This is a genomic window from Micromonospora sp. NPDC006431 (assembly GCF_042870725.1).
In the GTDB taxonomy this organism is placed as follows: domain Bacteria; phylum Actinomycetota; class Actinomycetes; order Mycobacteriales; family Micromonosporaceae; genus Micromonospora.
In genome coordinates this window covers 577798-603169 of the sequence record NZ_JBIAHQ010000002.1, presented here as the reverse complement: position 1 = coordinate 603169, position 25372 = coordinate 577798, and the positions used below count along the sequence as shown (strand labels likewise).

Annotated in this window: 18 protein-coding genes and 1 rRNA gene; 13 read left to right on the top strand and 6 right to left on the bottom strand. The window is 73.3% G+C overall.

What is annotated here, in order from left to right; translation table 11 throughout:
* Window positions 1–134: 134 nt before the first annotated feature.
* Window positions 135–251: ribosomal RNA gene (rrf, locus tag ACFYM6_RS06345) — 5S ribosomal RNA — on the top strand.
* A 109-nt stretch (window positions 252–360) separates the two neighbouring features.
* Here the strand turns inward: rrf and ACFYM6_RS06340 are convergent.
* On the bottom strand, window positions 361–1038 hold the full coding sequence (locus ACFYM6_RS06340; protein WP_387272772.1) for a hypothetical protein: 678 nt from the start codon (window positions 1036–1038) through the stop codon (window positions 361–363).
* A 69-nt stretch (window positions 1039–1107) separates the two neighbouring features.
* On the opposite strand from ACFYM6_RS06340, the gene ACFYM6_RS06335 reads away from it, so the two are divergent.
* Genes ACFYM6_RS06335 through ACFYM6_RS06325 form a run of 3 tightly spaced genes read left to right on the top strand, consistent with a single transcriptional unit; the run spans window position 1108 to window position 5497 of the window.
* The gene (locus tag ACFYM6_RS06335; protein ID WP_387272770.1) at window positions 1108–3726 is read left to right on the top strand and encodes a valine--tRNA ligase; all 2619 of its coding nucleotides are present in this window, start codon (window positions 1108–1110) and stop codon (window positions 3724–3726) included.
* On the top strand, window positions 3723–5057 hold the full coding sequence (locus ACFYM6_RS06330) for a bifunctional folylpolyglutamate synthase/dihydrofolate synthase (RefSeq protein WP_387272768.1): 1335 nt from the start codon (window positions 3723–3725) through the stop codon (window positions 5055–5057). Before ACFYM6_RS06335 ends, ACFYM6_RS06330 begins: the two co-directional genes overlap by 4 nt.
* Window positions 5054–5497, top strand: coding sequence for a DUF4233 domain-containing protein (locus ACFYM6_RS06325; protein WP_387272766.1), 444 nt, complete (start codon window positions 5054–5056; stop codon window positions 5495–5497). The genes ACFYM6_RS06330 and ACFYM6_RS06325 overlap by 4 nt, the downstream gene beginning before the upstream one ends.
* 25 nt (window positions 5498–5522) lie before the next feature.
* Here the strand turns inward: ACFYM6_RS06325 and ACFYM6_RS06320 are convergent, their stop codons facing one another.
* Complete coding sequence (locus ACFYM6_RS06320; RefSeq protein ID WP_387272765.1) at window positions 5523–6767, bottom strand: VOC family protein; 1245 nt, start codon at window positions 6765–6767, stop codon at window positions 5523–5525.
* Between the two features lie 142 nt (window positions 6768–6909).
* On the opposite strand from ACFYM6_RS06320, the gene ndk reads away from it, so the two are divergent.
* Complete coding sequence (ndk, locus tag ACFYM6_RS06315) at window positions 6910–7335, top strand: nucleoside-diphosphate kinase (protein ID WP_387272763.1); 426 nt, start codon at window positions 6910–6912, stop codon at window positions 7333–7335.
* A 53-nt stretch (window positions 7336–7388) separates the two neighbouring features.
* Here the strand turns inward: ndk and sigJ are convergent, their stop codons facing one another.
* Window positions 7389–8276 (bottom strand): RNA polymerase sigma factor SigJ, encoded by an 888-nt coding sequence (gene sigJ, locus ACFYM6_RS06310; RefSeq protein ID WP_387272761.1) that lies wholly within the window; start codon window positions 8274–8276, stop codon window positions 7389–7391.
* Window positions 8273–8713, bottom strand: a complete 441-nt coding sequence (locus ACFYM6_RS06305; RefSeq protein WP_387272759.1) for a carboxymuconolactone decarboxylase family protein — start codon at window positions 8711–8713, stop codon at window positions 8273–8275. Before ACFYM6_RS06305 ends, sigJ begins: the two co-directional genes overlap by 4 nt.
* Window positions 8714–9185: 472 nt before the next feature.
* Between ACFYM6_RS06305 and ileS the strand changes: the two genes are divergently transcribed.
* Together ileS and ACFYM6_RS06295 are read left to right on the top strand one after the other, a co-directional pair.
* Window positions 9186–12374: an isoleucine--tRNA ligase gene (gene ileS, locus ACFYM6_RS06300; RefSeq protein WP_387272758.1), complete on the top strand. Its 3189-nt coding sequence runs from the start codon at window positions 9186–9188 to the stop codon at window positions 12372–12374.
* 133 nt (window positions 12375–12507) lie between these two features.
* Window positions 12508–13206, top strand: coding sequence for a lysophospholipid acyltransferase family protein (locus tag ACFYM6_RS06295; RefSeq protein ID WP_357444006.1), 699 nt, complete (start codon window positions 12508–12510; stop codon window positions 13204–13206).
* Between the two features lie 4 nt (window positions 13207–13210).
* Here the strand turns inward: ACFYM6_RS06295 and ACFYM6_RS06290 are convergent, their stop codons facing one another.
* Together ACFYM6_RS06290 and ACFYM6_RS06285 are read right to left on the bottom strand one after the other, a co-directional pair.
* On the bottom strand, window positions 13211–13579 hold the full coding sequence (locus ACFYM6_RS06290) for a hypothetical protein (RefSeq protein ID WP_387272756.1): 369 nt from the start codon (window positions 13577–13579) through the stop codon (window positions 13211–13213).
* Between the two features lie 136 nt (window positions 13580–13715).
* A complete protein-coding gene (locus tag ACFYM6_RS06285; protein ID WP_387272754.1) occupies window positions 13716–15443 on the bottom strand; it encodes a hypothetical protein in 1728 nt (575 codons plus the stop codon).
* A gap of 205 nt (window positions 15444–15648) precedes the next feature.
* On the opposite strand from ACFYM6_RS06285, the gene ACFYM6_RS06280 reads away from it, so the two are divergent.
* The 6 genes from ACFYM6_RS06280 to ACFYM6_RS06255 all read left to right on the top strand — a co-directional run bounded on the left by ACFYM6_RS06280 (window position 15649) and on the right by ACFYM6_RS06255 (window position 25304).
* Entirely contained in the window at window positions 15649–17634 is a 1986-nt protein-coding gene (locus tag ACFYM6_RS06280) for a TIGR03960 family B12-binding radical SAM protein (protein ID WP_387272752.1), read from the top strand.
* Between the two features lie 201 nt (window positions 17635–17835).
* Window positions 17836–18279 carry a hypothetical protein gene (locus ACFYM6_RS06275; protein ID WP_357443998.1) on the top strand — a complete coding sequence of 148 codons (444 nt, stop codon included), beginning with the start codon at window positions 17836–17838 and terminating at the stop codon, window positions 18277–18279.
* An 11-nt stretch (window positions 18280–18290) separates the two neighbouring features.
* Window positions 18291–19742 (top strand): hypothetical protein, encoded by a 1452-nt coding sequence (locus ACFYM6_RS06270; RefSeq protein ID WP_387272750.1) that lies wholly within the window; start codon window positions 18291–18293, stop codon window positions 19740–19742.
* Window positions 19743–19752: 10 nt separating this feature from the next.
* A complete protein-coding gene (mycP, locus tag ACFYM6_RS06265) occupies window positions 19753–21165 on the top strand; it encodes a type VII secretion-associated serine protease mycosin (protein WP_387272748.1) in 1413 nt (470 codons plus the stop codon).
* A gap of 284 nt (window positions 21166–21449) precedes the next feature.
* A complete protein-coding gene (locus ACFYM6_RS06260; protein WP_387272828.1) occupies window positions 21450–22145 on the top strand; it encodes a TIGR03936 family radical SAM-associated protein in 696 nt (231 codons plus the stop codon).
* Window positions 22146–22274: 129 nt separating this feature from the next.
* The gene (locus ACFYM6_RS06255) at window positions 22275–25304 is read left to right on the top strand and encodes an Rne/Rng family ribonuclease (protein ID WP_387272746.1); all 3030 of its coding nucleotides are present in this window, start codon (window positions 22275–22277) and stop codon (window positions 25302–25304) included.
* Window positions 25305–25372 lie beyond the last annotated feature (68 nt).

Here is a 25372-nt window from a genome sequence, read left to right as displayed (position 1 = left end):
CGGGTTCAGTTGACCGGTACTAATAGGCCGAGGACTTGACTACTAAGCTGCTACGCGTCCACTGTGCAACTCCCGACAAACGAACAATCACACCAGTGGTTTTGGTGGTTGGTTGTTTGACATGTCGATAGAGTTACGGCGGTCATGGCGGAGGGGAAACGCCCGGTCACATTCCGAACCCGGAAGCTAAGCCCTCCAGCGCCGATGGTACTGCACTCGGGAGGGTGTGGGAGAGTAGGACACCGCCGGACAATCTTTCCAGTCAGGGTCACCCGAATTCGGGTGACCCTGACTGCGTTTCCGGCGGGGGAATCGCTGGCCGCCGGCCGCCCGCCGTGAACGGTGTCCCGCAGCCCCTGGTCAGCGGCTCTGAATACCCTCGCGCAGCTGCCGGAACAGCACGGCCGAATCGTCCACCGGACGGCCCGCGAACATCGCCATCACCACGCTGCCGTGGTCGGCCCAGCCGCAGACCGCGAAGTCGCCGCCGTCGCCGCTGGTCAAACCGCACTTCATCACCCCGCCCAGGCGGCCGGCGTCCACCTCGTGCAGCCCGCTCACCTTTCCGGTCTCGTCGGCCATCAGCCCGAAGAGGGTGTCCAGGTCCCGCTCCGGCTGCCAGAGCAACGTGGTGCCGCCGAACACGAGCACCGCCCGCTTGGCGTCGGCCGGGTCGCTGTAGACGGTGCCGAAGCTCCGGTCCAGGTCGATGTCGGCGGCGAAGCCGTTGCGCAGGTAGTCCGCGGTGGTGCGGGCGCCCTCGCTGTCGTCTCGGGTCAGCCCGGCGACCTTCGCCGGCGTATCCAGCGTGGTGGCCTTCTGGGCCAGCACCCGCCAGCCGCCGACGCCGAGCGCCCCCAGACCGGCTAACCCGACGGCCAGCGCCGCGCCCAGCACGATGCGGCGCCGGCGCGAGGCGGGACGCCGTTCGGGCTCCATCGCCGGATCCCGGCGGCTCAGCTGGATCGGCTCGTCGGTCAGGTCGACCGGCTCGGACCCGTCGTCCACCGGGCGCTCGGTGAGATGTGCGTCGGACATGTCCGCCACCGTACGCGAACAAGAGGTGGCGCACGTCAGGTCTCCAGAAGCGCTCCGTAGACTTTCAGGGTGACCGAGAGACTGGATGCCCGACGCCCCGACGCCCCGACCCTTGCCGGCCAGTACCAGCCCGGCGAGGTAGAGCAGCGACGGTACGAGCAGTGGGTAGCCGCCGGCCACTTCCGGGCGTCGGCGGAGAGCGACAAGCCCCCCTTCACCATCGTCATCCCGCCGCCGAACGTCACCGGCTCGCTGCACATGGGCCACGCGTTCGAGCACACGCTGATGGACGCCCTCACCCGCCGCAAGAAGATGCAGGGCTTCGAGGCGCTCTGGCTGCCCGGCATGGACCACGCCGGCATCGCCACCCAGAACCTGGTCGAGCGGCAGCTCGCCACCCAGGGACTGTCCCGCCACGACCTGGGCCGGGAGAAGTTCGTCGAGCGGGTCTGGCAGTGGAAGGCGGAGTCCGGCGGCGCCATCCTGGGCCAGATGCGCCGGCTCGGCGACGCGGTCGACTGGGACCGCGAGCGCTTCACCATGGACGCGGGCCTGTCCCGGGCCGTGCAGACCATGTTCAAGAAGCTCTTCGACGCCGGGCTGATCTATCGGGCGAACCGGATCATCAACTGGTGCCCGCGCTGTCTCACCGCGCTGTCCGACATCGAGGTGGAGCACACCGACGACGAGGGTGAGCTGATCTCGATCCGCTACAGCGACGAGGTCGTGGTGGCCACCACCCGGGCGGAGACCATGCTCGGCGACACCGCGGTGGCGGTGCACCCGGAGGACGAGCGCTACCGGCACCTGATCGGCACCACCGTGGCGCTGCCGCTCACCGACCGGCGGATCCCGATCGTCGCCGACGAGCACGTCGACCCCAGCTTCGGCACCGGCATGGTCAAGGTGACCCCGGCGCACGACCCGAACGACTTCGAGATCGGGCAGCGGCACGACCTGCCGGCGCTGACGATCATGGATGAGCGGGGCATCATCACCGCGCCGGGCCCGTTCCAGGGACTCGACCGGTACGAGGCCCGCCCGGCGATCGTCGCCGCGGCGCGCGAGCAGGGGCTGATCGTGGCCGAGAAGCGGCCGTACCTGCACGCGGTGGGGCACTGCTCGCGGTGCAAGACCACGGTCGAGCCGCGGCTGTCGCTGCAGTGGTTCGTCAACACCGCCCCGCTGGCCAAGGCCGCCGGCGACGCGGTCCGCGACGGCCGGGTGCGGATCGAGCCGGCCGAGCTGGCCAAGCGTTACTTCGCCTGGGTCGACAACATGCACGACTGGTGCATCTCCCGGCAGCTCTGGTGGGGCCACCGCATCCCCGTCTGGTACGGCCCGGACGGCGAGATCGTCTGTGTCGGCCCCGACGAGGAGCCCCCGGCCGGCGAGGGCTGGCGGCAGGACGAGGACGTCCTGGACACCTGGTTCTCCAGCGGCCTGTGGCCGTTCTCCACCCTCGGCTGGCCGGAGCAGACCCCCGACCTGGCGAAGTTCTACCCGACCAGCGTGCTGGTCACCGGGTACGACATCCTCTTCTTCTGGGTTGCCCGGATGATGATGTTCGGCCTGTACGCGATGGACGGCGTGCAGCCCTTCGACGTCGTCGCGCTGCACGGCATGGTCCGCGACGAGCACGGCAAGAAGATGTCCAAGTCGTTTGGGAACGTGGTCGACCCGCTGGACTGGATCGACCGGTTCGGCGCCGACGCCACCCGGTTCACCCTGGCCCGAGGCGCCAATCCCGGTCAGGACGTGCCGGTCAGCGAGGAGTGGTGCCAGGGCTCCCGCAACTTCTGCAACAAGCTCTGGAACGCCACCCGGTTCGCCCTGCTGAACGGCGCACACACCGAGGGGCCGCTGCCGGCGGCGAGCGAGCTGTCGACGGTCGACCGGTGGATCCTGTCCCGCCTGGCGCATGTGACCGCCGAGGTGGACGAGCAGTTCGAGGCGTACGAGTTCGCCAAGGTGTGCGACCTGCTCTACCACTTCGCCTGGGACGACGTCTGCGACTGGTACGTGGAGCTCAGCAAGCCGGTGCTCGCCGAGGGCGGGGCGGCGGCCGTCGCCACCCGCCGGGTGCTCGGGCACGTGCTGGACCAGCTGCTGCGCCTGCTGCACCCGGTGATCCCGTTCGTCACCGACGAGCTGTGGAGCGCGCTGACCGGCGGGGAGACGGTGCTCACCGCGACCTGGCCGGTGGCCGACCGTACCGGAGTCGACGACGCCGCGGAGAGCGAGGTCGGCACCCTGCAGCGGGTGGTGACCGAGATCCGGCGGTTCCGCTCCGACCAGGGGCTGCGCCCGACGCAGCGGGTGGCGGCCCGGCTCGACGGCCTCGGGCCGGCGGGCCTCGCCGCGCACGAGCCGCTGATCCGGTCGCTGGTGCGGCTGGACGCCCCCGGCGACGACTTCCAGGCCAGCGCCACCCTCGCCATGCCCGGCGAGGTGAGCGTCGCGCTGGACACCCGGGGCTCGATCGACGTGGCCGCCGAGCGGGCGCGGCTCACCAAGGACCGGGCGGCCGCCGAGAAGGAGGTCGCCCAGGCGCGGGCGAAGCTGGACAACCCGGCGTTCGTCGGCAAGGCGCCCGAGCCCGTGGTCGCCAAGATCCGTGAGCGGCTCGCGGTGGCCGAGGCGGACCTGGTCCGGATCGACGCCGCGCTGGAGGCGCTTCCCTCGTGACCGACCGTACCGAATTCGCCGCGGTGGATGCCGCGCTCGGCGAGCGCGGCTTCACCCGCATGCATTTCGAGCTGGAGAAGATCGAGAGCCTGCTCGACCTGCTCGGCAGCCCGCAGCGGGCGTACCCGTCGATCCACCTGACGGGCACGAACGGCAAGACCTCGACGGCCCGGATGATCGACTCGCTGCTGCGGGCGTTCGGGCTGCACACCGGCCGCTACACCAGCCCGCACCTCGAGACCGTCCGGGAGCGGATCAGCCTGGACGGGGAGCCGGTCAGCGAGGAGCGGTTCGTCGCCACGTACCGGGAGGTGGCGCCGCTGGCCGAGCTGGTCGACCAGCGTTCCGCCGAGCCGCTGACCTACTTCGACATGACCACGGCGCTGGCGTTCGCCACGTTCGCCGACGCGCCGGTCGACGTCGCGGTGGTGGAGGTGGGGCTCGGCGGCGCCGAGGACTCGACCAACGTGATCCAGGCCGGGGTCGCGGTGATCACCCCGATCGGGCTGGACCACACCGAGTGGCTCGGCGACACCGTCGAGGACATCGCGCTGCACAAGGCGGGCATCATCCACAAGGGGGCCACCGTGATCGCGGCGGCGCAGGAGGAGGAGGCCGCCCGGCCGATCCTGGAGCGCTGCGCCGAGGTCGGCGCGACCATCGCCCGCGAGGGAGCCGAGTTCGGCGTGCTCCGCCGGGCGGTGGCGGTCGGCGGCCAGGTGCTCACCATCCAGGGCCTCGGCGGGGTGTACGAGGAGATCTTCATCCCGCTGCACGGCGCGCACCAGGCACAGAACGCGGCCGTGGCGCTCGCCGCGGTCGAGGCGTTCCTCGGCGCGGGCACCAAGCGGCAGCTCGACATCGAGGCCGTCCGGGAGGGCTTCGCCTCGGCCACCTCGCCGGGACGGCTGGAGAAGGTGCGTACCGCCCCGACGATCCTGCTCGACGGCGCGCACAACCCGCACGGGATGGCCGCCACGGTCACCGCGCTGCAGGAGGAGTTCGCGTTCAGCAAGCTGGTCGCCGTGCTCGCCGTGCTCGGCGACAAGGACGCGGCCAGCCTGCTGGAACTGCTGGAGCCGGTGCTCGACTCGATCGTGGTCACCCACAACAGTTCGCCCCGGGCCATGCCCGCCGACGCGTTGGCCGCGCTGGCCCGGGAGGTCTTCGGACCGGACCGGGTGCAGGTCGCCGAGGAGATGCCGGACGCCATCGAGGCGGCCGTCGCCGAGGCCGAGTCCGACGTACCGGGCGAGCTGGCCGGGGTCGGCGTGCTGATCACGGGATCGGTGGTGACTGTGGCCGACGCCCGCCGGCTGCTCAAGCGATGACCGGCCCGGTGGAGGAGCGCCCCGGCGCCGAGGACCACCCGGCCAGGCCTGCCACGTCCTCGCCCGGTGGTCCGGGCGACGGCGAGCCGGGCCCGGGGGAGCGCCGGTCCGGGTTGCGGAACCCGGACAAGGCCGTCCGCGGGCTCGGCGCGGGGACGCTGGCGCTGGAGGCGTTGGTGCTGCTGCTGGCCATCCAGCCGATCCGGGTGGTCGGCGGGCACCTCAGCGGCACCGCGGTCGGGGTGATCGTGGCGCTGGCGGTGGCCTGCGTGGTGCTCGCCGGACAGATGAAACGGTCGTGGGCCTGGCACGCCGGGACCGTGCTCCAGGGGTTGCTGATGCTGTCCGGGCTGCTGCACTGGTCGCTGCTCGTGCTGGGGGTCATCTTCGCCCTGGTCTGGGCGTACGCCCTGCACGTGCGGCGGGTCGTCCTCGGCTGAGCGCCCCGGTCGGGCCCCGCTCGGCTCAGGCGTCGGCGAGGGTGCGCCACTGGGTGAGGGCGACGCCGTGGCCGTCCGGGTCACGGAAGGCCGCCGCCCACACCTCCAGCTTCGTGCCCCGGTTGACCACCCGCGGGGCGTACGTGAAGCGCACGCCGGACCCGCGCAGCCGCTCGTACGCGGCCTGGATGTCATCGACCTCCAGGTTGACGTGGACCAGCCGCCGGCTGATCGGCGCGGCCCCGCTCACCTGGCGCAGCACCAGGCGGGTCGCCCCGGAGGAGAGGACGGCGTTGCCGGTGCCGCGGTCGAACTCCTCGAAGCCGAGGCGTCGGTAGAAGTCCAGCGACCGGTCCAGGTCGGTGACGAGCAGGGTGATTCCGACCCCGCTGATCGGGGTGGCCAGCTCGGCCGGCTCGTCCCCGGCCGGGCCGAAGATGGCCTCGTCCAGCTCCTCGGGGGTGGGCGGCGCCTCGGCGGCCGGCTCGTCCAGCGGGACGTCGATCGGGTCGACCGGCACGGTGTCGAACCGCTCATCGGCCGGCGTGCGCGGGGCCGGGGTGGCCCGGCGGGGCAGCGGGCCGCCGGCCGCCGGCTCGACGAGCTGGCCCTCCAGGACCACCGGGCCGCCCGGGCGCTGGTGCACCACCACCGGCTCGCGCGGCTCCGGCGGCGCCGTGACGTCGTCGAGGACCGGATCCGGCGCGGGCGGGAAGTCGTCCCGGAAGTCCTCCTCCGGGCGGTCCGCCCACGGCGGGGCCTCCTGCGCGATCAGCACCTCGTCGACCGGGTCGGGACCGGCGTACTCGGGCGGGAGGTCGGCGACCGCGGCGGCCGTCTCGGCGTGGGTGGGCACCTCGTCCCACAGCACGCGGACGTGTCGCTGGTCGTCGAGGGCGACCCGGACCGGCAGGGCCTGGCCCAGGGAGGGCCACTTGGCGACCGGGACCCGCGGCTCGATGATCTTCTTGGACCGGGGCGGCAGCCCGGGCGCGTCGATCACCAGCTGGAGCTCGCAGCGGCCGAACGCGTACTGGGTGGGCGGCTCGGAGGCGCTGTGCACGTGGCCCAGGCCGACCACCCAGGTGCGCCCGCCACCACGTACGGTGGCCAGGGCGATCGCCAGCACGAGCAGCGCGATGCCGAGCGCCACGATCGCCCAGCTCGTCATGCCCAGCCCGAACAGCACGATGAAGGTCGCCACGGTGCCCAGCACCGCGCCGATCAGCTTGCGCACCGGCGCGATGGGTCGGTTCCCGCCATTCGCCACAGTGGACCTCCCGGGGTCTAGGGCCAGGCTAGGCCGTGTCGGCGACCGGGGGAAAGAGCAGCCGCCGCGTCGGCGCCGGGACCGGGTCGCTACGCTGACCGTACCCAGCCCGACCCGCTTCCGCGCACAGGAGGAACCCAGCGTGTCCAGCAGCAGCCCGGACGAGCGCACGCTCGTACTGATCAAGCCTGACGCGGTGCGCCGCGGTCTGGTGGGCGAGATCCTCGGCCGTTTCGAGCGCAAGGGCCTGCGGATCGACGCGTTGGTCTCCCGGACGATGGACGGCGACTTCGCCGACCAGCACTACGCCGAGCACGTGGAGAAGCCGTTCTACCCGCCGCTGAAGACGTTCATGACCGGTGGTCCGCTGGTGGCCCTGGTGCTCTCCGGCGACCAGGTGATCGAGGTGGTGCGCGGGATGATCGGCAGCACGGACGGCCGCAAGGCCGCCGCCGGCACCATCCGCGGCGACTTCTCCCTCTCCAACCGGGAGAACCTGGTGCACGCCTCCGACTCGGTCGACAGCGCCAAGCGGGAGATCGCCCTCTGGTTCCCCGAGCTGGGCTGACGTCCTCGCCGACGGCCCTCGTCCCCCGCTGGGACGGGGGCCGCCGCGCGTGTTCAGCCGGGGACGCGGGTCAGCTTGTCGGGGTTGCCGACCAGGTAGACGCCGGTGATCCGGCCGTCGGCGGCGGCCACCGCGAGGGTGTAGCGGGTCCCGGCCGGCCAGCGCAGCAGCAGCGCCGGCGCGCCGTTCAGCTCGGCCGGCGTCGTCCGGATGCCGGGGCGGCGATCGCGGGCGTAGATGCCGGCGAAGAAGCGGGCGATCCGGTCCGCGCCGTGGACCGGGTTGCGCGCCGCGCGGACCCGGCCGCCACCGTCGGACCAGGCGGTGGCGTCGGCGGCGACGAGGTCGGTCAGCCGGGCCAGGTCGCCGTCGCGCGCCGCGGCGAGGAACGCCTCCAGCAGCCGCCGCTGCTCGGCCGGGCCCGCGGTGAACCGGCGCCGGTCGTCGGCGATCCGCGCCACGGCCCGGTGGTGCAGTTGCCGGCAGTCCGCCGCCGACCGGCCGAGCAGATCCGCGATCTCGGCGTACGGCAGGGCGAACGCGGTGTGCAGCACGTACACCGCCCGCTCCGGCGGGGTGAGCCGCTCCAGCAGGTGCAGCAGCGCGGTGGAGAGGGTGTCCCGCAGTTCGACGGTGTCCAGCGGCCCGAACGGCGACGGTGCGGTCGGCACCGGCTCGGGCAGCCACGGACCGACGTACGTCTCCCGGGCCGCCTGCCGGGCGCGTAGCCGGTCCAGCGCCAGCCGGGTCACCACCCGGGACAGGTAGCGGCGCGGCTCGGCGACCGACTCCCGGTCGACGTCCAGCCAGCGCAGGTACGTCTCCTGCAGCACGTCCTCGGCGTCGTGCAGGCTGCCCAGCAGCCGGTACGCCAGCCCGAGCAGCATCGGCCGGTGCGCGGTGAGCGCACCGGCCGCCTCCGCCGCCCCGGTCGTGGTCACACCTCGAGCGGCGGTTCGTTCCGGGTGCTCACCGAGATTCGGTTCCACACGTTGATTGTGGCGATCGCGACGAGCAGGTCGGCCAGTTCCTTCTCCGACCAGACCTTCGCGGCGGCGTCCCACACGTCGTCCGGCACGCCGTGCTCGCCGAGCCGGGTGACCGCGTCGGTCAGCGCCAGCGCGGTCCGCTCCCGCTCGTCGAAGAACGGCGCGTCCCGCCACGCGGCGACCGCGAACAGCCGCCGGCTGGACTCGCCGGCGGCGAGCGCGTCCCGGCTGTGCATGTCGACGCAGTACGCGCAGCCGTTGAGCATCGACGCCCGCAGCTTCACCAGCTCCAGCACGGTGTGGTCCAGGTTCTCCCGGACGTACTTCTCCAGCCCGAGCACCGCCTGGTACGCCCCCGGCGCCACCGCTGGCATGTTGATCCGACTCATCTCGGCCTCCTCGTGTCGTCGGTACGCCTACCCGACGGATCGGGGCCCGGGCGGCGTGACGATGCGGCCCTGTGACGGTGGTCATGCAAGCGGCCCGACCCCACCCGCTGACCTTCGTCGATCATGAGGTTGGCGGCGGTGACGATCTCGGGATCCGCCGCCAACCTCATGATCAATGGGGGTGGGGTGATACTCGGGGGCGGAGCGGCCGCGGGGTCGAGTACGCTTGTCGGGACACAGGCGACGACCCGGCCATCACCGGCGAGCCTCCGGAAGAACGGCCGGGTGACCGGCCCAGTAGAACCGGACGGGACCGGCCCGTCACAGCCGGCCAACGAGCGGGCGGTCGCACCTTGACCGCCAAGCGGGGTGGTACCGCGGGCCTTGCCCGGGCACGCCGGTGACGGCGTACCGGAAGGGTTCGTCCTCGCAGACCACACGACGAGTGAGCTGCTGAGGAGAGCGACCCCCGATGGCCTATCCGTTGCACGACCCGACCGCCGCCGGTGTCCCGGCGAGCCCGGACCTGCCCGCGGTGGAGCGCCGGGTCCTGGAGCACTGGACGGCCGACAAGACCTTCGAGGCCTCCGTCGAGGCAAGGCCGGCCTCCGGCCGGCAATCGGACACGGCGGCGGGCTCCGCTGGCGGCGGCGGAGCCGCCGACAACGAGTACGTCTTCTACGACGGCCCGCCGTTCGCCAACGGCCTGCCGCACTACGGCCACCTCTTCACGGGGTACGTCAAGGACGTGGTGCCGCGCTACCAGACCATGCGCGGCCGCCGGGTGGAGCGGCGCTTCGGCTGGGACTGCCACGGCCTGCCGGCCGAGGTGGTGGCCGAGAAGCAGCTCGGCATCACCAGCAAGGCCGAGATCCTCGACCTGGGCGTGGCCCGGTTCAACGAGGCGTGCCGCACCTCGGTGCTGGAGTTCACCCAGGACTGGGAGCGGTACGTCACCCGGCAGGCCCGCTGGGTGGACTTCGCCAACGACTACAAGACGCTCGACCTGGACTACATGGAGAGCGTCATGTGGGCCTTCAAGACCCTGCACGACAAGGGTCTGGTCTACGAGGGCTTCCGGGTGCTGGCGTACTGCTGGCGGTGCGAGACGCCGCTGTCGAACACCGAGACCCGGATGGACGACGTCTACAAGGACCGGCACGACCCGACCGTGTCGGTCTGGTTCGAGCTGACCCCCGACGAGGGCGCGCCGGAGCTGCTGCGCGGCCCGGTCCGGGTGGGCGTCTGGACCACCACGCCGTGGACCCTCCCGTCGAACCTGGCGCTCGCCGTCGGCCCCGACATCGAGTACGCGGTGCTGGAGCGCGACGGCGCGCGGTACGTCGTCGGCGCCGCCCGGCTCGGCGCGTACGCCAAGGAGCTGGAGGGGTACGCGCAGGTCGGCACGGTGTCCGGCCGCGATCTGGTCGGGCGCCGCTACGTGCCGCTCTACGACTTCCTGGTCGAGCAGGCCGGGCCGAACGCATACCAGGTGCTCGGCGCGGAGTTCGTCACGACCGAGGACGGCACCGGGATCGTGCACCTGGCCCCGGCCTTCGGTGAGGACGACCAGAACGTCTGCAACGCGGCCGGCATCCCGACCATCGTCACCGTGGACGACCACACCCGGTTCACCGCGCTGGTCCCGCCGTACCAGGGCGAGCAGGTCTTCGACGTGAACAAGTCGGTGATCCGGGAGCTGAAGGAACGGGGGGTGCTGCTCCGGCAGGACACGTACACCCACTCGTACCCGCACTGCTGGCGCTGCGACACCCCGCTGGTCTACAAGGCGGTGTCGTCCTGGTTCGTGGCGGTGACCCAGTTCAAGGACCGGATGGTCGAGCTCAACCAGCAGATCAACTGGACGCCGGGGCACATCAAGGACGGCTCGTTCGGCAAGTGGCTGGCCAACGCCCGCGACTGGTCGATCAGCCGGAACCGGTTCTGGGGCTCGCCGATCCCGGTGTGGAAGTCCGACGACCCGAACTACCCGCGGGTGGACGTGTACGGCTCGCTGGCCGACCTCGAGCGGGACTTCGGCGTACGCCTGACCGACCTGCACCGGCCGGCGGTGGACGACCTGGTCCGCCCCAACCCGGACGACCCTACGGGTGCGTCGATGATGCGCCGGGTGCCGGAGGTGCTGGACTGCTGGTTCGAGTCCGGCTCGATGCCGTTCGCCCAGGTGCACTACCCGTTCGAGAACCGCGAGTGGTTCGAGCACCACTACCCGGGCGACTTCATCGTGGAATACATCGGACAGACCCGCGGCTGGTTCTACACCATGCACGTGCTGGCCACCGCGCTGTTCGACCGGCCGGCGTTCCGCAACTGCCTCAGCCACGGCATCCTGCTCGGCTCGGACGGGCGCAAGATGTCCAAGAGCCTGCGCAACTACCCGGACGTGTACCACGTCTTCGACTCGTACGGGTCGGACGCGATGCGCTGGATGCTGATGTCCTCGCCGGTGCTGCGCGGCGGCGACATGTCGGTCACCGAGGCGGGCATCCGGGACGCGGTACGCCAGGTGCTGCTGCCGCTGTGGAACGTCTGGTACTTCTTCTCGCTCTACGCGAACGCGGAGGGCTACCAGGCGAAGCGGCGGGTGGATTCCACCCACCTGCTCGACCGGTACGTGCTGGCGAAGACGAACGAGCTGGTGTCGACGGTCCAGGCGCAGATGGACGCGTACGACATCTCCGGCGCCTGCGCCACCGTCCGGTCCTACCTGGACGCGCTGACCAACTGGTACGTGCGTCGCTCGCGGGACCGGTTCTGGTCCGGTGACGCGGAGGCGTTCGACACGCTGTGGACGGTGCTGGAGACGCTCTGCCGGGTGGTGGCGCCGCTGGCGCCGCTGACCGCGGAGGAGATCTGGCGCGGCCTCACCGGCGAGCGGTCGGTGCACCTGACCGACTGGCCGGCGGCGGCCGAGTTCCCGGCCGACCACGAGCTGGTGACCGCGATGGACGCCACCCGGGCGGTCGCCTCGGCGACGCTGTCGCTGCGCAAGGCCAAGGGGCTGCGGGTGCGGCTGCCGCTGTCGAAGCTGACCGTGGCCTCGTCGCGGGCGGACCAGTTGCGGCCCTTCGCCGACCTGGTCGCCGACGAGGTGAACGTCAAGCAGGTGCAGTTCACCGACGAGGTGTCCGCGTACTGCCAGCAGGTGCTGACGGTGGTGCCCCGGGCGCTCGGTCCGCGGGTCGGCAAGGCGGTCCAGCAGGTGATCAAGGCGGTCAAGGCGGGGGAGTGGGAACTGGTCGACGGTGCCCCGGTCGCCGCCGGGGTCACCCTCGCCGAGGGCGAGTACGAGCTGCGCCTGGTCGCCGCCGACGCCGAGCACTCCGCGCCGCTGCCCGGCGGCGAGGGCGTGGTCGTGCTGGACACCGAGGTCACCCCGGAGCTGGCCGCCGAGGGGCTGGCCCGGGACGTGGTCCGGGTCGTCCAGCAGGCTCGCCGGGACGCCGACCTGGACGTGTCGGACCGGATCGTGGTGGCGCTGTCGGCGTCCGATGAGGTGCGCGCGGCGGTGACCGCGTACACCGACTTCGTGGCCCGGGAGGTGCTGGCCGACACGGTCGACTTCGCCGAGGGGATCGAGGGCTTCGCCGGCGAGGTCGGCGAGGGCGAGCGGGTGACGGTCGCCGTGCGGCGGGTATGACCTGCTGAGGGTGGTGGTCCGGCGGGTTGAGATCCGGCGGACCACCACCCGGGCGGCCGGCCACCCGAGAGGGCCGGCATGGGGCCGTCCGCTACCGTGACACCGCCTGTCCCGTACGACCGCCGGAGGACCCGTGCCCCTGCTCTACACCATCGGCAAGCTCGCCGTGGCGCCCACGATCCGGTTGGCCTTCCGTCCAACCGTCGAAGGGCTGGAGCACATCCCGGCGACCGGTGGCGCCATCTTCGCGGGCAACCACCTGTCGGTCGCCGACGAGTTGCTCCTCGGCACGGTGGTGCCGCGGCACCTGGCCTTCTGGGCGAAGTCGGAGTACTTCAAGGGCACCGGCGTGAAGGGTGCGTTCTCGAAGTTCGTGCTCACCGGGCTGGGCGCCATCCCGGTGGAGCGGGCCGGCGGCCGGGCGGCGCTGTCGGCGTTCGACGCCGCCATCCCGGTGCTCAAGGCCGGTGACCTGGTCGCCGTCTACCCGGAGGGGACCCGCTCCCCGGACGGTCGGCTCTACCGGGGCCGCACCGGCGCCGCCCGGCTGGCGGTGGCGGCCGGCGTGCCGATCATCCCGGTCGGCGTGACCGGCACCGACAAGGCGCAGCCCATCGGCACGCGGGTGCCCCGGCCCGGCCGGGCCGAGATCGCCATCCGGTTCGGCAAGCCGCTGGACGTCACCGGCCGGTCGGACGACCGGACCTCGCTGCGCGCGATCACCGACGAGCTGATGAGCGAGATCCAGAAGCTCACCGGCCAGGAGTACGTGCCCCGCTACGCCCCGCCCCGCGCCCAGCCGGCGGTCAGCGGCGAGCCGCCGACCGCCTGAGCCGTCACGGCGGGTCGTTGCCGCGGCGCTTCTCCTGAACGACCACCGCGTTCAGGTCGCTGAGGCCTTCCAACTGCTTGATGGTCCGGGCCAGCCGGGCGTTGGCCGGGATCCGGGGGCGGTTGGTGGACAGGAACGCCCAGTAGCCGGCGGTGAACGGGCACGCGTTCTCGCCGAGCCGCTCTCTCGGGTCGTAGCGGCAGCCGCCGCAGTAGTGCGCGTTGACCACGTCGGCGTCCAGCTCGTTCCACCAGGCCGGCAGCGACCGCCGCGTGGCCAGCTCGTTGCGGTTGCGCCGGGCCGGCTCGAAATACCAGTACATGTGCCAGACGTAGTCCCGCCAGCCCATGATCTGCCGGACGAAGCCCTCCACGCCGGCCAGCGGCGCGCCCTCCGTGCGGTACGCCTGCTCGGCCCCCTGGACCGTCGCGTTTGTGAGTCAATCACCCATTATGGGCGGCGCGACGCGAGGAGCCTTTATGTGATCGATACCTTGCGCAGCGTGAGACTCACGACTGCTTCGGGGTCACCACCTGCTGTCGTAGGTCGTTCAGCAGGCGGCCGCTGTCGTCCACGGAGAGCCGGGTGAAGACGCCGGTGGTCAGGCTGCCGTGGTCGACCGAGGTGCACACCACCACCGCGTCGCCGTCCGACCGGCCGACCGCGCAGCGCTCGTACCGGCCCCGGACACCGGTCTCCACCGCTACGGCGTCGCCCAGCGCGTACCGGTCCCGGAGGCGGTCGATCTCGGCGTCGGCGTCCGCCTCGGGGCTCAGCCGGAACCCGGTGCCGCCGAAGAGGGTCACCCGCTTGCCGTCCTTGTTGGTGTAGATCCCGGCGAAGGTGTCCTCGGCGAGCAGGTGCGCCTGGCGTACCTGGGTCTCCAGCTCGGCCGCGTCGGCCTGGCTGCGCTGGTCCTGCCGCAGCTGCAGGTCCCTGATCTGGTCCGGCAGGGCCGCGCTGGCCGGGTACTGGGCGCGGAGCGGCTGGGCCCACCAGAGGGGCAGGCCGCAGCAGCAGGCGACGGTCAGCAGCAGCACCCAGGGCCAGCGGCGCCGGCGGCGGACCGGGACGGCCACGTACCCCTTGGGAGGTTGGAACCCGGGCGGCGGTGCGGCCGGGCGGCGGCGCTGCTTCGGCGGCGCGGGCCGGGGCGGCGACACCGGGGCCGGCGACGGCGACACCGGGCGGGCGGCGACCGGCGGCGGTGGGGTGACCGGCGGGCGTGCCTGTGGGTACTGGGCGTGCGGGTGCGCGACCGGTGGGTACGGGGCGTGCAGGTGGGCGACGGGCGGCACCGGACTGGCCGGCGGTGCGGCCGGATGGGGCAGGGTGTGGGCCGGCGGCGGGTAGGACAGGGTCGGCGGCAGCGCGGGGAAGTCGGCCGAGTGCAGGTCCCAGCCGGTGGTGTCGACACCCTCCCAGGGGTCGACCGGGACCAGGTGTTCGGGCGAGTCCACCGGCGGCGGGGTGGGCTCGGCGGATTCGCCCCAGGACCGCTTGCGGGGCGGCGGGGCCGGCACCGGCGCGGACCCGCTCCACCGGGGCGCGGGCGGCTCGGCGCGGGTCTCCACCCGGGTCGGGTCCGGTCGGTCCGCCTCCCGCGCCGGGTCGGGGCGGTCCGTCTGCCGCGTGGGGTCGAGGCGGCCGGGGACCGCGGCCGAGCCGGCCGGGCGGTTCGCGGCGGCCGGGCGAGGCGGTACGGCGGCCGAGCCGCGCGCCGGGGAGACCGGCGGGTCGGCAGGCGGCGCCGGTGCGTCCTCGGTGCCCGCCGACGCGTCGTCGCTGCTCGTTGGCGGCGTCGGCGCCCCGGCGGCCCGGTCGTCGATGTCCGGGTCGCTCGACGCGGGCTCGTGCGGGTCGAGGGGCACCGGTTCGTCGCCGGTCGGGGCCGGTTCGTTGGTGGCCGCCGGGGTGGCGGCCGGTGCCGGTTCGCGGGAGGCCGCGGGCGGCTCGTCGGGTCCCGGCTCGGCAGGGTCGCCGGCCGGGTCGGTCGGGGCCGGTTCGCCGGTGGTCGTGGCCCGGTCGGTCGATGCCGGTTCGTCGGTGGCCGGGGGTGGCTCGCCGGCGGGCGTGCCGCCGTCCGGTGCCGGCGGCGGCGGCGCGACCGGATCGGTGGCCGGGGTGGCCGCCGGTGCGGGGGCGCGGCTCGGCCCGTCGGTGCCCGGATCCCCGCCGCCCGTGGCCGGGGTGCTCCCGTCGGCCGGCCGGTCGGTGCCCGGCTGCGGCTCCGGCATCGCGGCTGTCTCCTCTCGCGCCGGTTGCGAGGCTAGTACCGGCGCGCCACCGCCGACGAATCCGCTCGTCAGCCCGTCCCGTCGCCGATCTCGGACGGCTGCGGTGCGCTGCGGACGGGACGTATCCAAGATCCAGAAGAGCCGGGCGGTGGGCTGCTGCGGTGCGCCGTGGTGGCCGGTGGCGCACCGCGTACCCTTGGGCATCATGAGTGCCCCGTCCACGACGCCGCGTCCTGCCGCGGCTCATTCCGTTTGGCCCCGGCTGGAGCCGCTGCTGCCGCAGGTGACCAAGCCCATCCAGTACGTCGGCGGCGAGCTGGGTGCGGTGGTCAAGGACTGGGACGCCGCGGTCGTCCGGTGGGCGCTGATGTACCCGGACGCGTACGAGGTGGGCCTGCCCAACCAGGGCGTGCAGATCCTCTACGAGGTGCTCAACGAGCTGCCCGACGTGCTCGCCGAGCGGACGTACGCGGTCTGGCCGGACCTGGAGAAGCTGATGCGCGCCCACGGCGTGCCGCAGTTCACCGTCGACGCGCACCGCTCGGTGCGCGACTTCGACGTGTTCGGCGTCTCCTTCGCCACCGAGCTGGGCTACACCAACCTGCTCACCGCGATCGACCTGGCCGGCATCCCACTGCTCGCCGCCGACCGCACCGACGCCGACCCGGTGATCGTGGCCGGCGGGCACGCCGCGTTCAACCCGGAGCCGATCGCCGACTTCGTCGACGCCGCGGTGCTCGGCGACGGTGAGGAGGCGGTGCTGGAGATCACCGGCATCGTCCGGGAGTGGAAGGCCGAGGGCTGCCCGGGCGGGCGGGACGAGCTGCTGCTGCGGCTGGCCCGCACCGAGAGCGTCTACGTGCCGCGCTTCTACGACGTGGACTACCTGCCGGACGGCCGGATCCAGCGGGTCGTGCCGAACCGCCCCGACGTGCCGTTCCGGGTGCACAAGCGCACGACCATGGACCTGGACGCCTGGCCGTACCCGAAGAAGCCGCTGGTCCCGCTCGCCGAGACGGTCCACGAGCGGTACGCGGTGGAGATCTTCCGGGGTTGCACCCGCGGCTGCCGGTTCTGCCAGGCCGGCATGATCACCCGCCCGGTGCGGGAGCGCTCGATCACCACGGTCGGCCAGATGGTGCAGCAGGGGCTGGAGTTCTCCGGCTTCCACGAGGTGGGCCTGCTGTCGCTGTCGTCGGCCGACCACTCCGAGATCGGCGACATGTGCTCCGGCCTCGCCCAGCAGTACGAGGGCACCAACGTCTCGCTCTCGCTGCCGTCGACGCGGGTGGACGCGTTCAACATCGACCTGGCGCAGGAGCTGTCCCGCAACGGCCGGCGTACCGGGCTGACCTTCGCCCCCGAGGGCGGGTCGGAGCGGATCCGCAAGGTGATCAACAAGATGGTGTCGGAGGACGACCTCATCCGCACCGTGGTCACCGCGTACACCAACGGCTGGCGGCAGGTGAAGCTCTACTTCATGTGCGGCCTGCCGACGGAGACCGACGAGGACGTGCTCCAGATCGCCCGGATGGCCCACGAGGTGATCAAGGCCGGCCGGGCGGCGACCGGGTCCAAGGACATCCGGTGCACCGTCTCCATCGGCGGGTTCGTGCCGAAGCCGCACACCCCGTTCCAGTGGGCGGCGATGGAGCGGCCGGAGGTCATCGACGCCCGGCTCAAGCTGCTCAAGCAGGCGATCAACGCCGACCGTTCGCTGGGCCGGGCGATCGGCTTCCGCTATCACGACGGCGAGCCGTCGCTGATCGAGGGCCTGCTGTCCCGAGGTGACCGCCGGGTCGGCGCGGTGATCCGCAAGGTCTGGGCGGACGGCGGCCGGTTCGACGGCTGGAGCGAGCACTTCTCCTACCAGCGCTGGGTGGACGCCGCCGCCGCGGTGCTGCCGGCCTTCGGCGTGGACCTCGACTGGTACACCACCCGGGAGCGCGACGAACTGGAGGTCCTGCCCTGGGACCACCTGGACTCGGGCCTGGACAAGGACTGGCTCTGGCAGGACTGGCAGGACGCCCTGTCCGAGTACGAGCAGGACGACTGCCGGTGGACCCCGTGCTTCGACTGCGGGGTCTGCCCGGCCATGGACACCGAGATCCAGATCGGCCCGACCGGTCGTAAGCTGCTGCCGCTGACCCCGGTCAACGGCCTGAAGCTGCCCACCGGCGCCCCGCAGTAGCGCCGCCGACGCGTCCGGAGCGCCGGGACCTCACCAAGGTCCCGGCGCTCCGCCGTTTCCGGCGCCCGTCAGCAGGGCCCGTCGCCGGCGATCCCATCTGGTGCCGTGACCCCGGGGTGGGGGTGCCTGGATTGGCGGCGACTCGATACGCTGCGTCCGACATGGACCGATCGGCGGGTCGGCAACGGGGAGGACAGCAACATGGGTGACATCAGGCCGCCGGCCACCGGCGACCTCCACGTCAGTGTCGAGGACCTGGACGCCGCGGCGGAGTACGTCGAGCGCTTGAAGCAGTACGTCGACGACACCATCGGCTACGAGATGGAGCGCATCAAGGAGCGGATGAAGGGCGACAGCAACAACGCCCAGACCGTTCCGAACGGCACCCCCTTCGGCGCGTACGAGGACGCCCGCATGCAGTGGCAGGCCCTGACCAGGTCGACGGCCAACATGGAACTCCACCTCAAGGCGATCTCCAACAAGCTCGCCGGGCTCAAGAAGGGCACCGAGGACATCGCCAAGGCGTTCCGGGACGCCGAGGCGCGCAACGCCGCCAACGGCAAGGAGATCGAGCGGATGCTGGAGTCCGCCACCCCGCCGCCCGCGCCCGGCGGCACGCCCACCACCTACCCGTACACGGCCTGAGGGGAACGGTCATGGCAGGAGGAACCTGGGAGAGCTGCGTCCGCGAGGTGACGCTGTCGGCGGACCCGGAGACGGTCGGCTCGGTGAGCGTGGGGTGGAACAACCTCTCCACGGCGCTGGGCTACCTGCGGGACTCGCTGGTCGGGCGGTCGTTCGTCGGCCCGATCGCCTCCGGCCAGGAGCGCCCGCACAGCGGCGGCCTGCCCGGCCTGCTGGCCGGCTGGAAGGGCAGCGGCGGCGACGCCTACCGGGAGCACCTCGGTGACATCGGCAAGGACATCGAGAAGCTGATCACCGACGCGAGCAACGTCAGCGGCGCGCTGTCCCGGATCGAGGGCGACATCCGCAAGTCGGTCGCCAGCATCCCGATCCCGCTGATGGACGACTTCGGGTGGAACGAGTGGAGCCTGCCGAACGGCACCGAGCTCGACGACGCCCGGGACGGCGAGAGCGCGTCCGGCTTCCTCGCCGCGCTGCGCAAGGACTACCAGAACAACCCCGCCTCGTACGCCGACGGCGCGTTCCGCGACAAGGCCGATGACCTCGAGGCGACCATGAAGGTCGACGGCAACGCCGAGGACCACAAGCGGGGCGGCTGGTGGGACACCAAGTCCCACCTGGACAACTGGTATCGGGACAACCAGCAGGCGGCCAACACCGCGATGTCGCCGCTGCCCACCGCGGTGGAGACCGAGCGGCCCAGGCTGGTCGTGTCGGCGCCCGAGGAGACCGGTTCGGACGGCTACACGCCCGACGACCGGAAGTCCCCGTCCAGATACCCCGGTGGGGGTGGTGGCGGCGGAGGGGGCGGCGGCTTCGGTGGCGGCGGCCCCTCCATCGGCAGCACGGGCATCGGCGGCGGTGGCGGCGGTTCATACGGTGGCGGCACCACGTCCATCGCGCCGCCCACCGGTGGCGGCTTCGGGGGCGGCCACGGCGGCGGAGGCGCGGGCTCCCTGACGCCGCCGTCGACCGGCTCCGGCTACCCGGGCACCGGCAGCCCCGACTACGGCAGCGGCCTGGCCGGCGCCGGTGGCCCGACCACCACCGCCGGCAGCGGGTACGGCGGCCCGAGCGGCCTGGGTAGCCCGGCGCTCGGCGGTGGCAGCGGCTTCAGCGGGGGCGGCCCGGGCGTGGGCTCGGCCGGCGGGTTCGGTGGTGGCGGCGTCGGCGCGGCCGGCGGGATCGGCATGGGCGGCATCCCGGGCATGGTCGGCGGCGGCAACGGCAAGGTGCCGCCGATGACCAGCGCGGCCAGCGCGCTGCGCAACGCGGCCGGCGCCGGCGGCGCGGGTGGCCCGCGGGGCGCGGGGATGATGGGCGGCGGCATGATGGGCGGTGGCATGGGCGGCCATGGTGCCGGCGGGCATGGTAGCGGGGCTGCGGAGCACTCGTCGTGGTTGACTGAGGACGACGATCCGTGGGGCACCGGCGACGCCGGGTCCCCGGGCATCCTGCGATGAGGACGGACGGATGAGGTTGCACGTCGGCGCGCTCCGGCCGGCCGTGGCCGGCCTGCTGGCCGGGCTGATGGTGCTGGGGGCCGCCCAACCGGCGGCCGCCGCGCCCCGCCGGGCCGAGCAGTGGTACCTGGACGAGCTGCGGATCGAGCAGGTGCACAAGCTCTCCACCGGGCGGGGCGTGATCGTCGGGGTGGTGGACAGCGGCGTGGACGCCACCCACCCGGACATCCGGGGTCAGGTGCTGCCCGGTGGCCGCAGCTACGGCGCCTCCGGCGACGGGCGCGCCGACGAGGAGGGTCACGGCACCCACATGGCCGGCATCATCGCGGCCACGAACGCCAGCCGCGACGGCGTGGACGGCGTCGCCCCGGGCGCGAAGATCCTGCCCATCAAGCTCAAGGCGGGCAAGGGCGCCAACCCCACCGGGGCGTCGGCCCGTGGCATCCGGATGGCCGTCGACGGCGGCGCGAAGGTGGTCAACCTCTCCTACGGTGGGCCGGGCTACGCCGACCCGGACGTGGAGAGCGCGATCAAGTACGCGCTGGACCGGGACGTGGTCGTGGTGGCCGCCGCGGGCAACACGGCCAAGGGGAGCGTCGCCGTCGACCAGCCCGCCAACGTCCCCGGTGTGATCGCGGTGACCGGCACGACCCGGGGCGGCGCCTTCTGGGGCGGCTCGGTCCGGGGGCCGGAGGCGGTGATCGCCGCGCCCGGCGACGGCATCTACAACGTCGGTCCCGAGCACGGCTACGGCTGGGGTGACGGCACCTCGGATGCCAGCGCGATCGTCTCCGGCATCGCGGCGCTGATCCGGTCGAAGTACCCGAACCTCGACGCGCCCAACGTGATCAACCGGATCATCGCTACCGCCCGGGACGCCGGCCCGCCCGGTCGCGACCCGGAGTACGGCTTCGGGCGGATCGACCCGGTCGCCGCGCTGACCGCGAACGTGCCGACCGTCTCCGCGAACCCGCTGCTCGAGGCGGCCGCCCCGGCCAGCCAGGCCCCCGGCCAGGCGGCCGAGGACGACAACTTCGACGTGACCAAGTACGGCGACCGGGGTGGCCCCACCGACCAGCAGGTGATGGTGATCGGCATCGGCATCGCCGTGGTGCTGGTGGTCCTGCTGGCGCTGGCGATCTTCCTGATCTGGAACCGGCGCCGGTACCGGCGTGACGCGGCCCGCGCGGCCGGCGCGGCGGACGAACTGCACAACGGGATCCCGCTCGGCGGCGGCTACGGCCCGCCCGGCGCCCCGCCGGTTCCGGCCGGCTACCACCCGCCGGGCGCTACGGCCGCCCCCGGCTACCCACAGCCGGGTGGCCCGCCCGCCCCGGGCGGCTACGCCCCGCCCCCCGGCAACATCCCGCCACCGGGACCGCCGGGGACGTATCCGCCGCCCGGGGGCGGCAACCGCTCCTGATCGGCGCACCGTTCACCGTCGTGGCCGGCCGGGTGACCTGCGCGTCACCGGCCGGCCACCGGCGTGTCCGGGGTGGGCGGTAGGAGCCCGGCTGCCTGGTTCGGACCGGCTTTCCGGACTCCTCCGGCCGCCCCGGCTGCGTACCGCCTGGGGGGCTGCGCCAGGATGGGACGGACACGCAGCCAGCACCCGAGGAGTTCACGATCGCCAGAAAGCCTCAACCCGAGGGCGGCCAGGCGCCGGTCGTCCAGCGGGTCCGGATCCGGTACGCCAAGCGCGGGCCGCTGCGGTTCACCTCGCACCGGGACTTCGCCCGAGCCTTCGAGCGCGCGCTGCGCCGGGCCGGCGTACCGATCGCCTTCTCCCAGGGCTTCACCCCGCACCCGAAGATCTCGTACGCCTCGGCCGCGCCGACCGGCGTCGCCAGCGAGGCCGAGTACCTGGAGATCGGCCTGCGCGAGCCGGTCGACCCGGAGCAGCTGCGGATCGCCCTGGACGCCGCGCTCTCGCCCGGGCTCGACGTGCTCGACGCGGTGGCGGCCACCGGCGGCAGCCTGCCCGACCGGATCGAGGTGTCGCGCTGGCGGATCGAGCTGCCCGAGGTCGACCCGGCCGAGCTGGAGCGGGCGGTGGCGGCCTTCACCGCCGCCGAGGAGATCCAGGTCGAGCGGATGACCAAGCAGGGCCGGCGGACCTTCGACGCGCGGGCCGCCGTCATCAGCATCGATGTGCTGGCCCCGTCCGAGACGCCTTCCGGGGCGACGGCCGTACCGTGTGCGATACTCGAAGTGGTCGTACGGCAGGTCACCCCGTCCGTACGACCCGATGACGTCCTTTCCGGCCTCCGCGTGGTGGCCGACCTGGAGCCGCCGGTCTCACCGAGGGTGATCCGGCTGGCACAGGGCACGCTGACCGCGCAGGGCGAGATCGTCGATCCGTTGGATGCGGATCGCGACGGGGCAGCCATCGGAGAGCGCTGACCGACGGTCGGCGCTCTGGCAGGCAGACTTCGGCGGTCGCGCACCTGCGCCCGGCGGAAACACCTTTTGCGGCGACCCTGCGTGGCAGCGCTCACCCGCGCCCGGGGTAGCCAGAACTGGAGAACGTCCATGCTCGAGAACGAGCCCGAGGGCGGCGAGCGGACCGGTTCGGAACCGGCCGAGGCAACCGCCAACAGCACCGACAGCACTCCCGAGGCCAAGCCGGCGCGCAAGCGGACCAGCCGGCGCAAGGCCGCCCCGCTCAACCAGCCGGAGCAGATCGACGCGCCGGCCGAGGCCCCGACCGGCGCCGGCACCACCAGCGGGGAGGCCCCGCAGGCCGAGGTCTTCGCCCCGGTCGCCGGCGAACTGGACGCCGCGCCCAAGACCACCCGGCGGCGCCGCAAGGCGACCAGCGCGAAGGCGGTCGAGGAGCCGATGGTCGCCACCGGCGTGGAGGCGACCTCGGACGAGGTCGTCCCGCCGGTCAAGGTGACCCGCAGCCGTCGACGGAAGGCCACCCCGCCGCCCGCTGAGACCCTCGAGGAGTCGCCCACCGAGGCGCCGGCCGAGGCCGCCGCGGCCGCCGAACCCGAGCCGCAGCGGGACGAGGAGGGCGGCGAACCCGCCGAGCCCTCGGCCGTCGCCACGCCGGCGGAGGACGAGGAGGTCGAGGGCGAGCCGGCCCCGGCCCGCGAGCTGGCTGCCGCGCCCACCCCGACCGCGGAGGGCGTGGCCGAGGTGCCGCCGGCCGCCGAGGCGACGCTGGCCCGCGCCGGTGGGCCGGAGGACCGGACCGGCGAGATCGCGCCGGGCGCCGCCGTACCGGGGGCCGGGCAGCCGGCCGAGGAGGAGCCCGCGCCGACCACGCGTCGCCGCCGGGCCGCGCTGTCCGCGCCGACCGTCCTGTTCATGGCGCCGCAGCCCGAGGAGGCGCCGATCGTCCGGACCACCGCCCCGGCCGCCGAGGAGCCGGCCGAGGAGCCGGTGGAGACCGGCCGGCGGCGCCGCCGCGGCCGCCGCGAGGCGGAGCCGGTCGAGGTCGAGGCCGAGGAGGAGCCGACCGCCGAGGCCGAGGAGGCCGCCGAGGCCGAGGAGGACGAGGACGAGACGGCCGCGGGCCGTCGCCGCCGCCGTCGGGGGCGCCGCGGCCGGGGCCGGGGCAAGGGCGGCGTGGAGGACCTCGAGGAGGAAGAGGCCGAGGAGGCCGTCCAGGCCGAGAGCGCCGAGGCCGAGGCGGACGAGGCCGAGGAGGAGGCCGAGGAGGAGGAGACCGAGGGCGACGGGATGACCCGGCGCCGGCGTCGCCGTCGCCGCCGTGGCGCGGGCGACGTCGAGGTCGCCGCCGAGGACGGTGTCCCCACGGTCGTCAAGATCCGCGAGCCGCGCCGCCCCGTGGACGAGGTGCAGGGCGTCTCCGGCTCGACCCGGCTGGAGGCCAAGCGGCAGCGCCGCCGGGACGGCCGGGAGCAGCGGCGTACCCGGCCGCCGATCCTCAGCGAGTCGGAGTTCCTGGCCCGCCGGGAGGCGGTCGACCGGGTGATGGCGGTCCGCCAGCGCGGCGACCGGACCCAGATCGCCGTCCTCGAGGATGGCGTGCTGGTCGAGCACTACGTCACCCGGAACTCCGCCGGCACCATGGCCGGCAACGTCTACCTGGGCAAGGTGCAGAACGTCCTGCCCAGCATGGAGGCGGCGTTCGTCGACATCGGCCGCGGCCGCAACGCCGTGCTGTACGCCGGCGAGGTCAACTGGGACACCACGGGCCTGGCGGGCCGGGCCCGCTCGATCGAGCAGGCGCTCAAGTCCGGCGACTCGGTGCTGGTGCAGGTCACCAAGGACCCGATCGGGCACAAGGGCGCGCGGCTGACCAGCCACATCGCGCTCTCCGGCCGGCACCTCGTGTACGTGCCCAACGGCAACGCCTCCGGCATCAGCCGGAAGCTGCCGGACACCGAGCGCAAGCGGCTGCGGGACATCCTCAAGAAGCTGGTGCCGGACGGTGCCGGGGTGATCGTGCGGACCGCCGCCGAGGGCGCCAGCGAGGACGAGCTGGCCCGGGACGTCAAGCGGCTCCAGGCGCAGTGGGAGGACATCCAGGCCAAGTCGGCCGAGGGCGGCGCCCCGGTGCTGCTCTACGAGGAGCCGGACCTGGTCATCCGGGTGGTCCGGGACCTGTTCAACGAGGATTTCCGCGATCTGGTCATCGAGGGTGAGCAGGCGTACGGCATGGTCGAGTCGTACCTGTCGCACGTCTCGCCGGACCTGGTCGCCCGGCTGCGCCGGCACGCCGGCACCACCGACGTCTTCGCCGAGTACCGGATCGACGAGCAGATCCTCAAGGGGCTGGACCGCAAGGTCTTCCTCCCCTCGGGCGGGTCGCTGGTGATCGACCGGACCGAGGCGATGACCGTCATCGACGTCAACACCGGCAAGTACACCGGCTCCGGCGGCAACCTGGAGGAGACGGTCACCCGCAACAACCTGGAGGCGGCCGAGGAGATCGTGCGCCAGCTGCGGCTGCGCGACCTCGGCGGCATCGTGGTCATCGACTTCATCGACATGGTGCTGGAGTCGAACCGGGAGCTGGTGCTGCGCCGGCTCACCGAGTGCCTCGGCCGGGACCGGACCAAGCACCAGGTCACCGAGATCACCTCGCTGGGCCTGGTGCAGATGACCCGGAAGCGGATCGGCGCCGGCCTGCTCGAGGCGTTCAGCGAGACCTGCGAGTGCTGCAAGGGCCGCGGCGTGATCATCCACACCGAGCCGGTGCCGGAGAAGCCGCGCGGCGGCGGTGCGGGGGAGAAGGTCAAGGCGGTGGCCTCGGCCGTCACCACCCCGGCCACCGAGGAGAAGGGCGGGCCCTCCCGGCGCCGGGGCCGCAAGGCCGAGCCGGAGAAGACCGTCGCCGAGGTGACCGACGCCCAGGCGGACGCCGACTACCACGACACGATGGGCTACGACCTGTCCCGGTACGAGACCGAGATGCCGGCCGCCCCGGCCGTGGCGGACAGCCAGGAGGGCGACTCGGCCCGGCTGGCCGCGCCGGACGACCCGGACGCGCTCGGCGAGGGCGAGACCGACGAGGAAGGCGCCGAGACCGGCATCGGCCGGCGGCGCTCCCGGCGGGGCGGCGCCCGGCGGCGTACCCGCCCGTGAGGCGCTGACCAGCGCGGCGTACGGCAGGGCCCCTTTCCCGGCAACGAGAGTCCGGGAGAGGGGCCCTG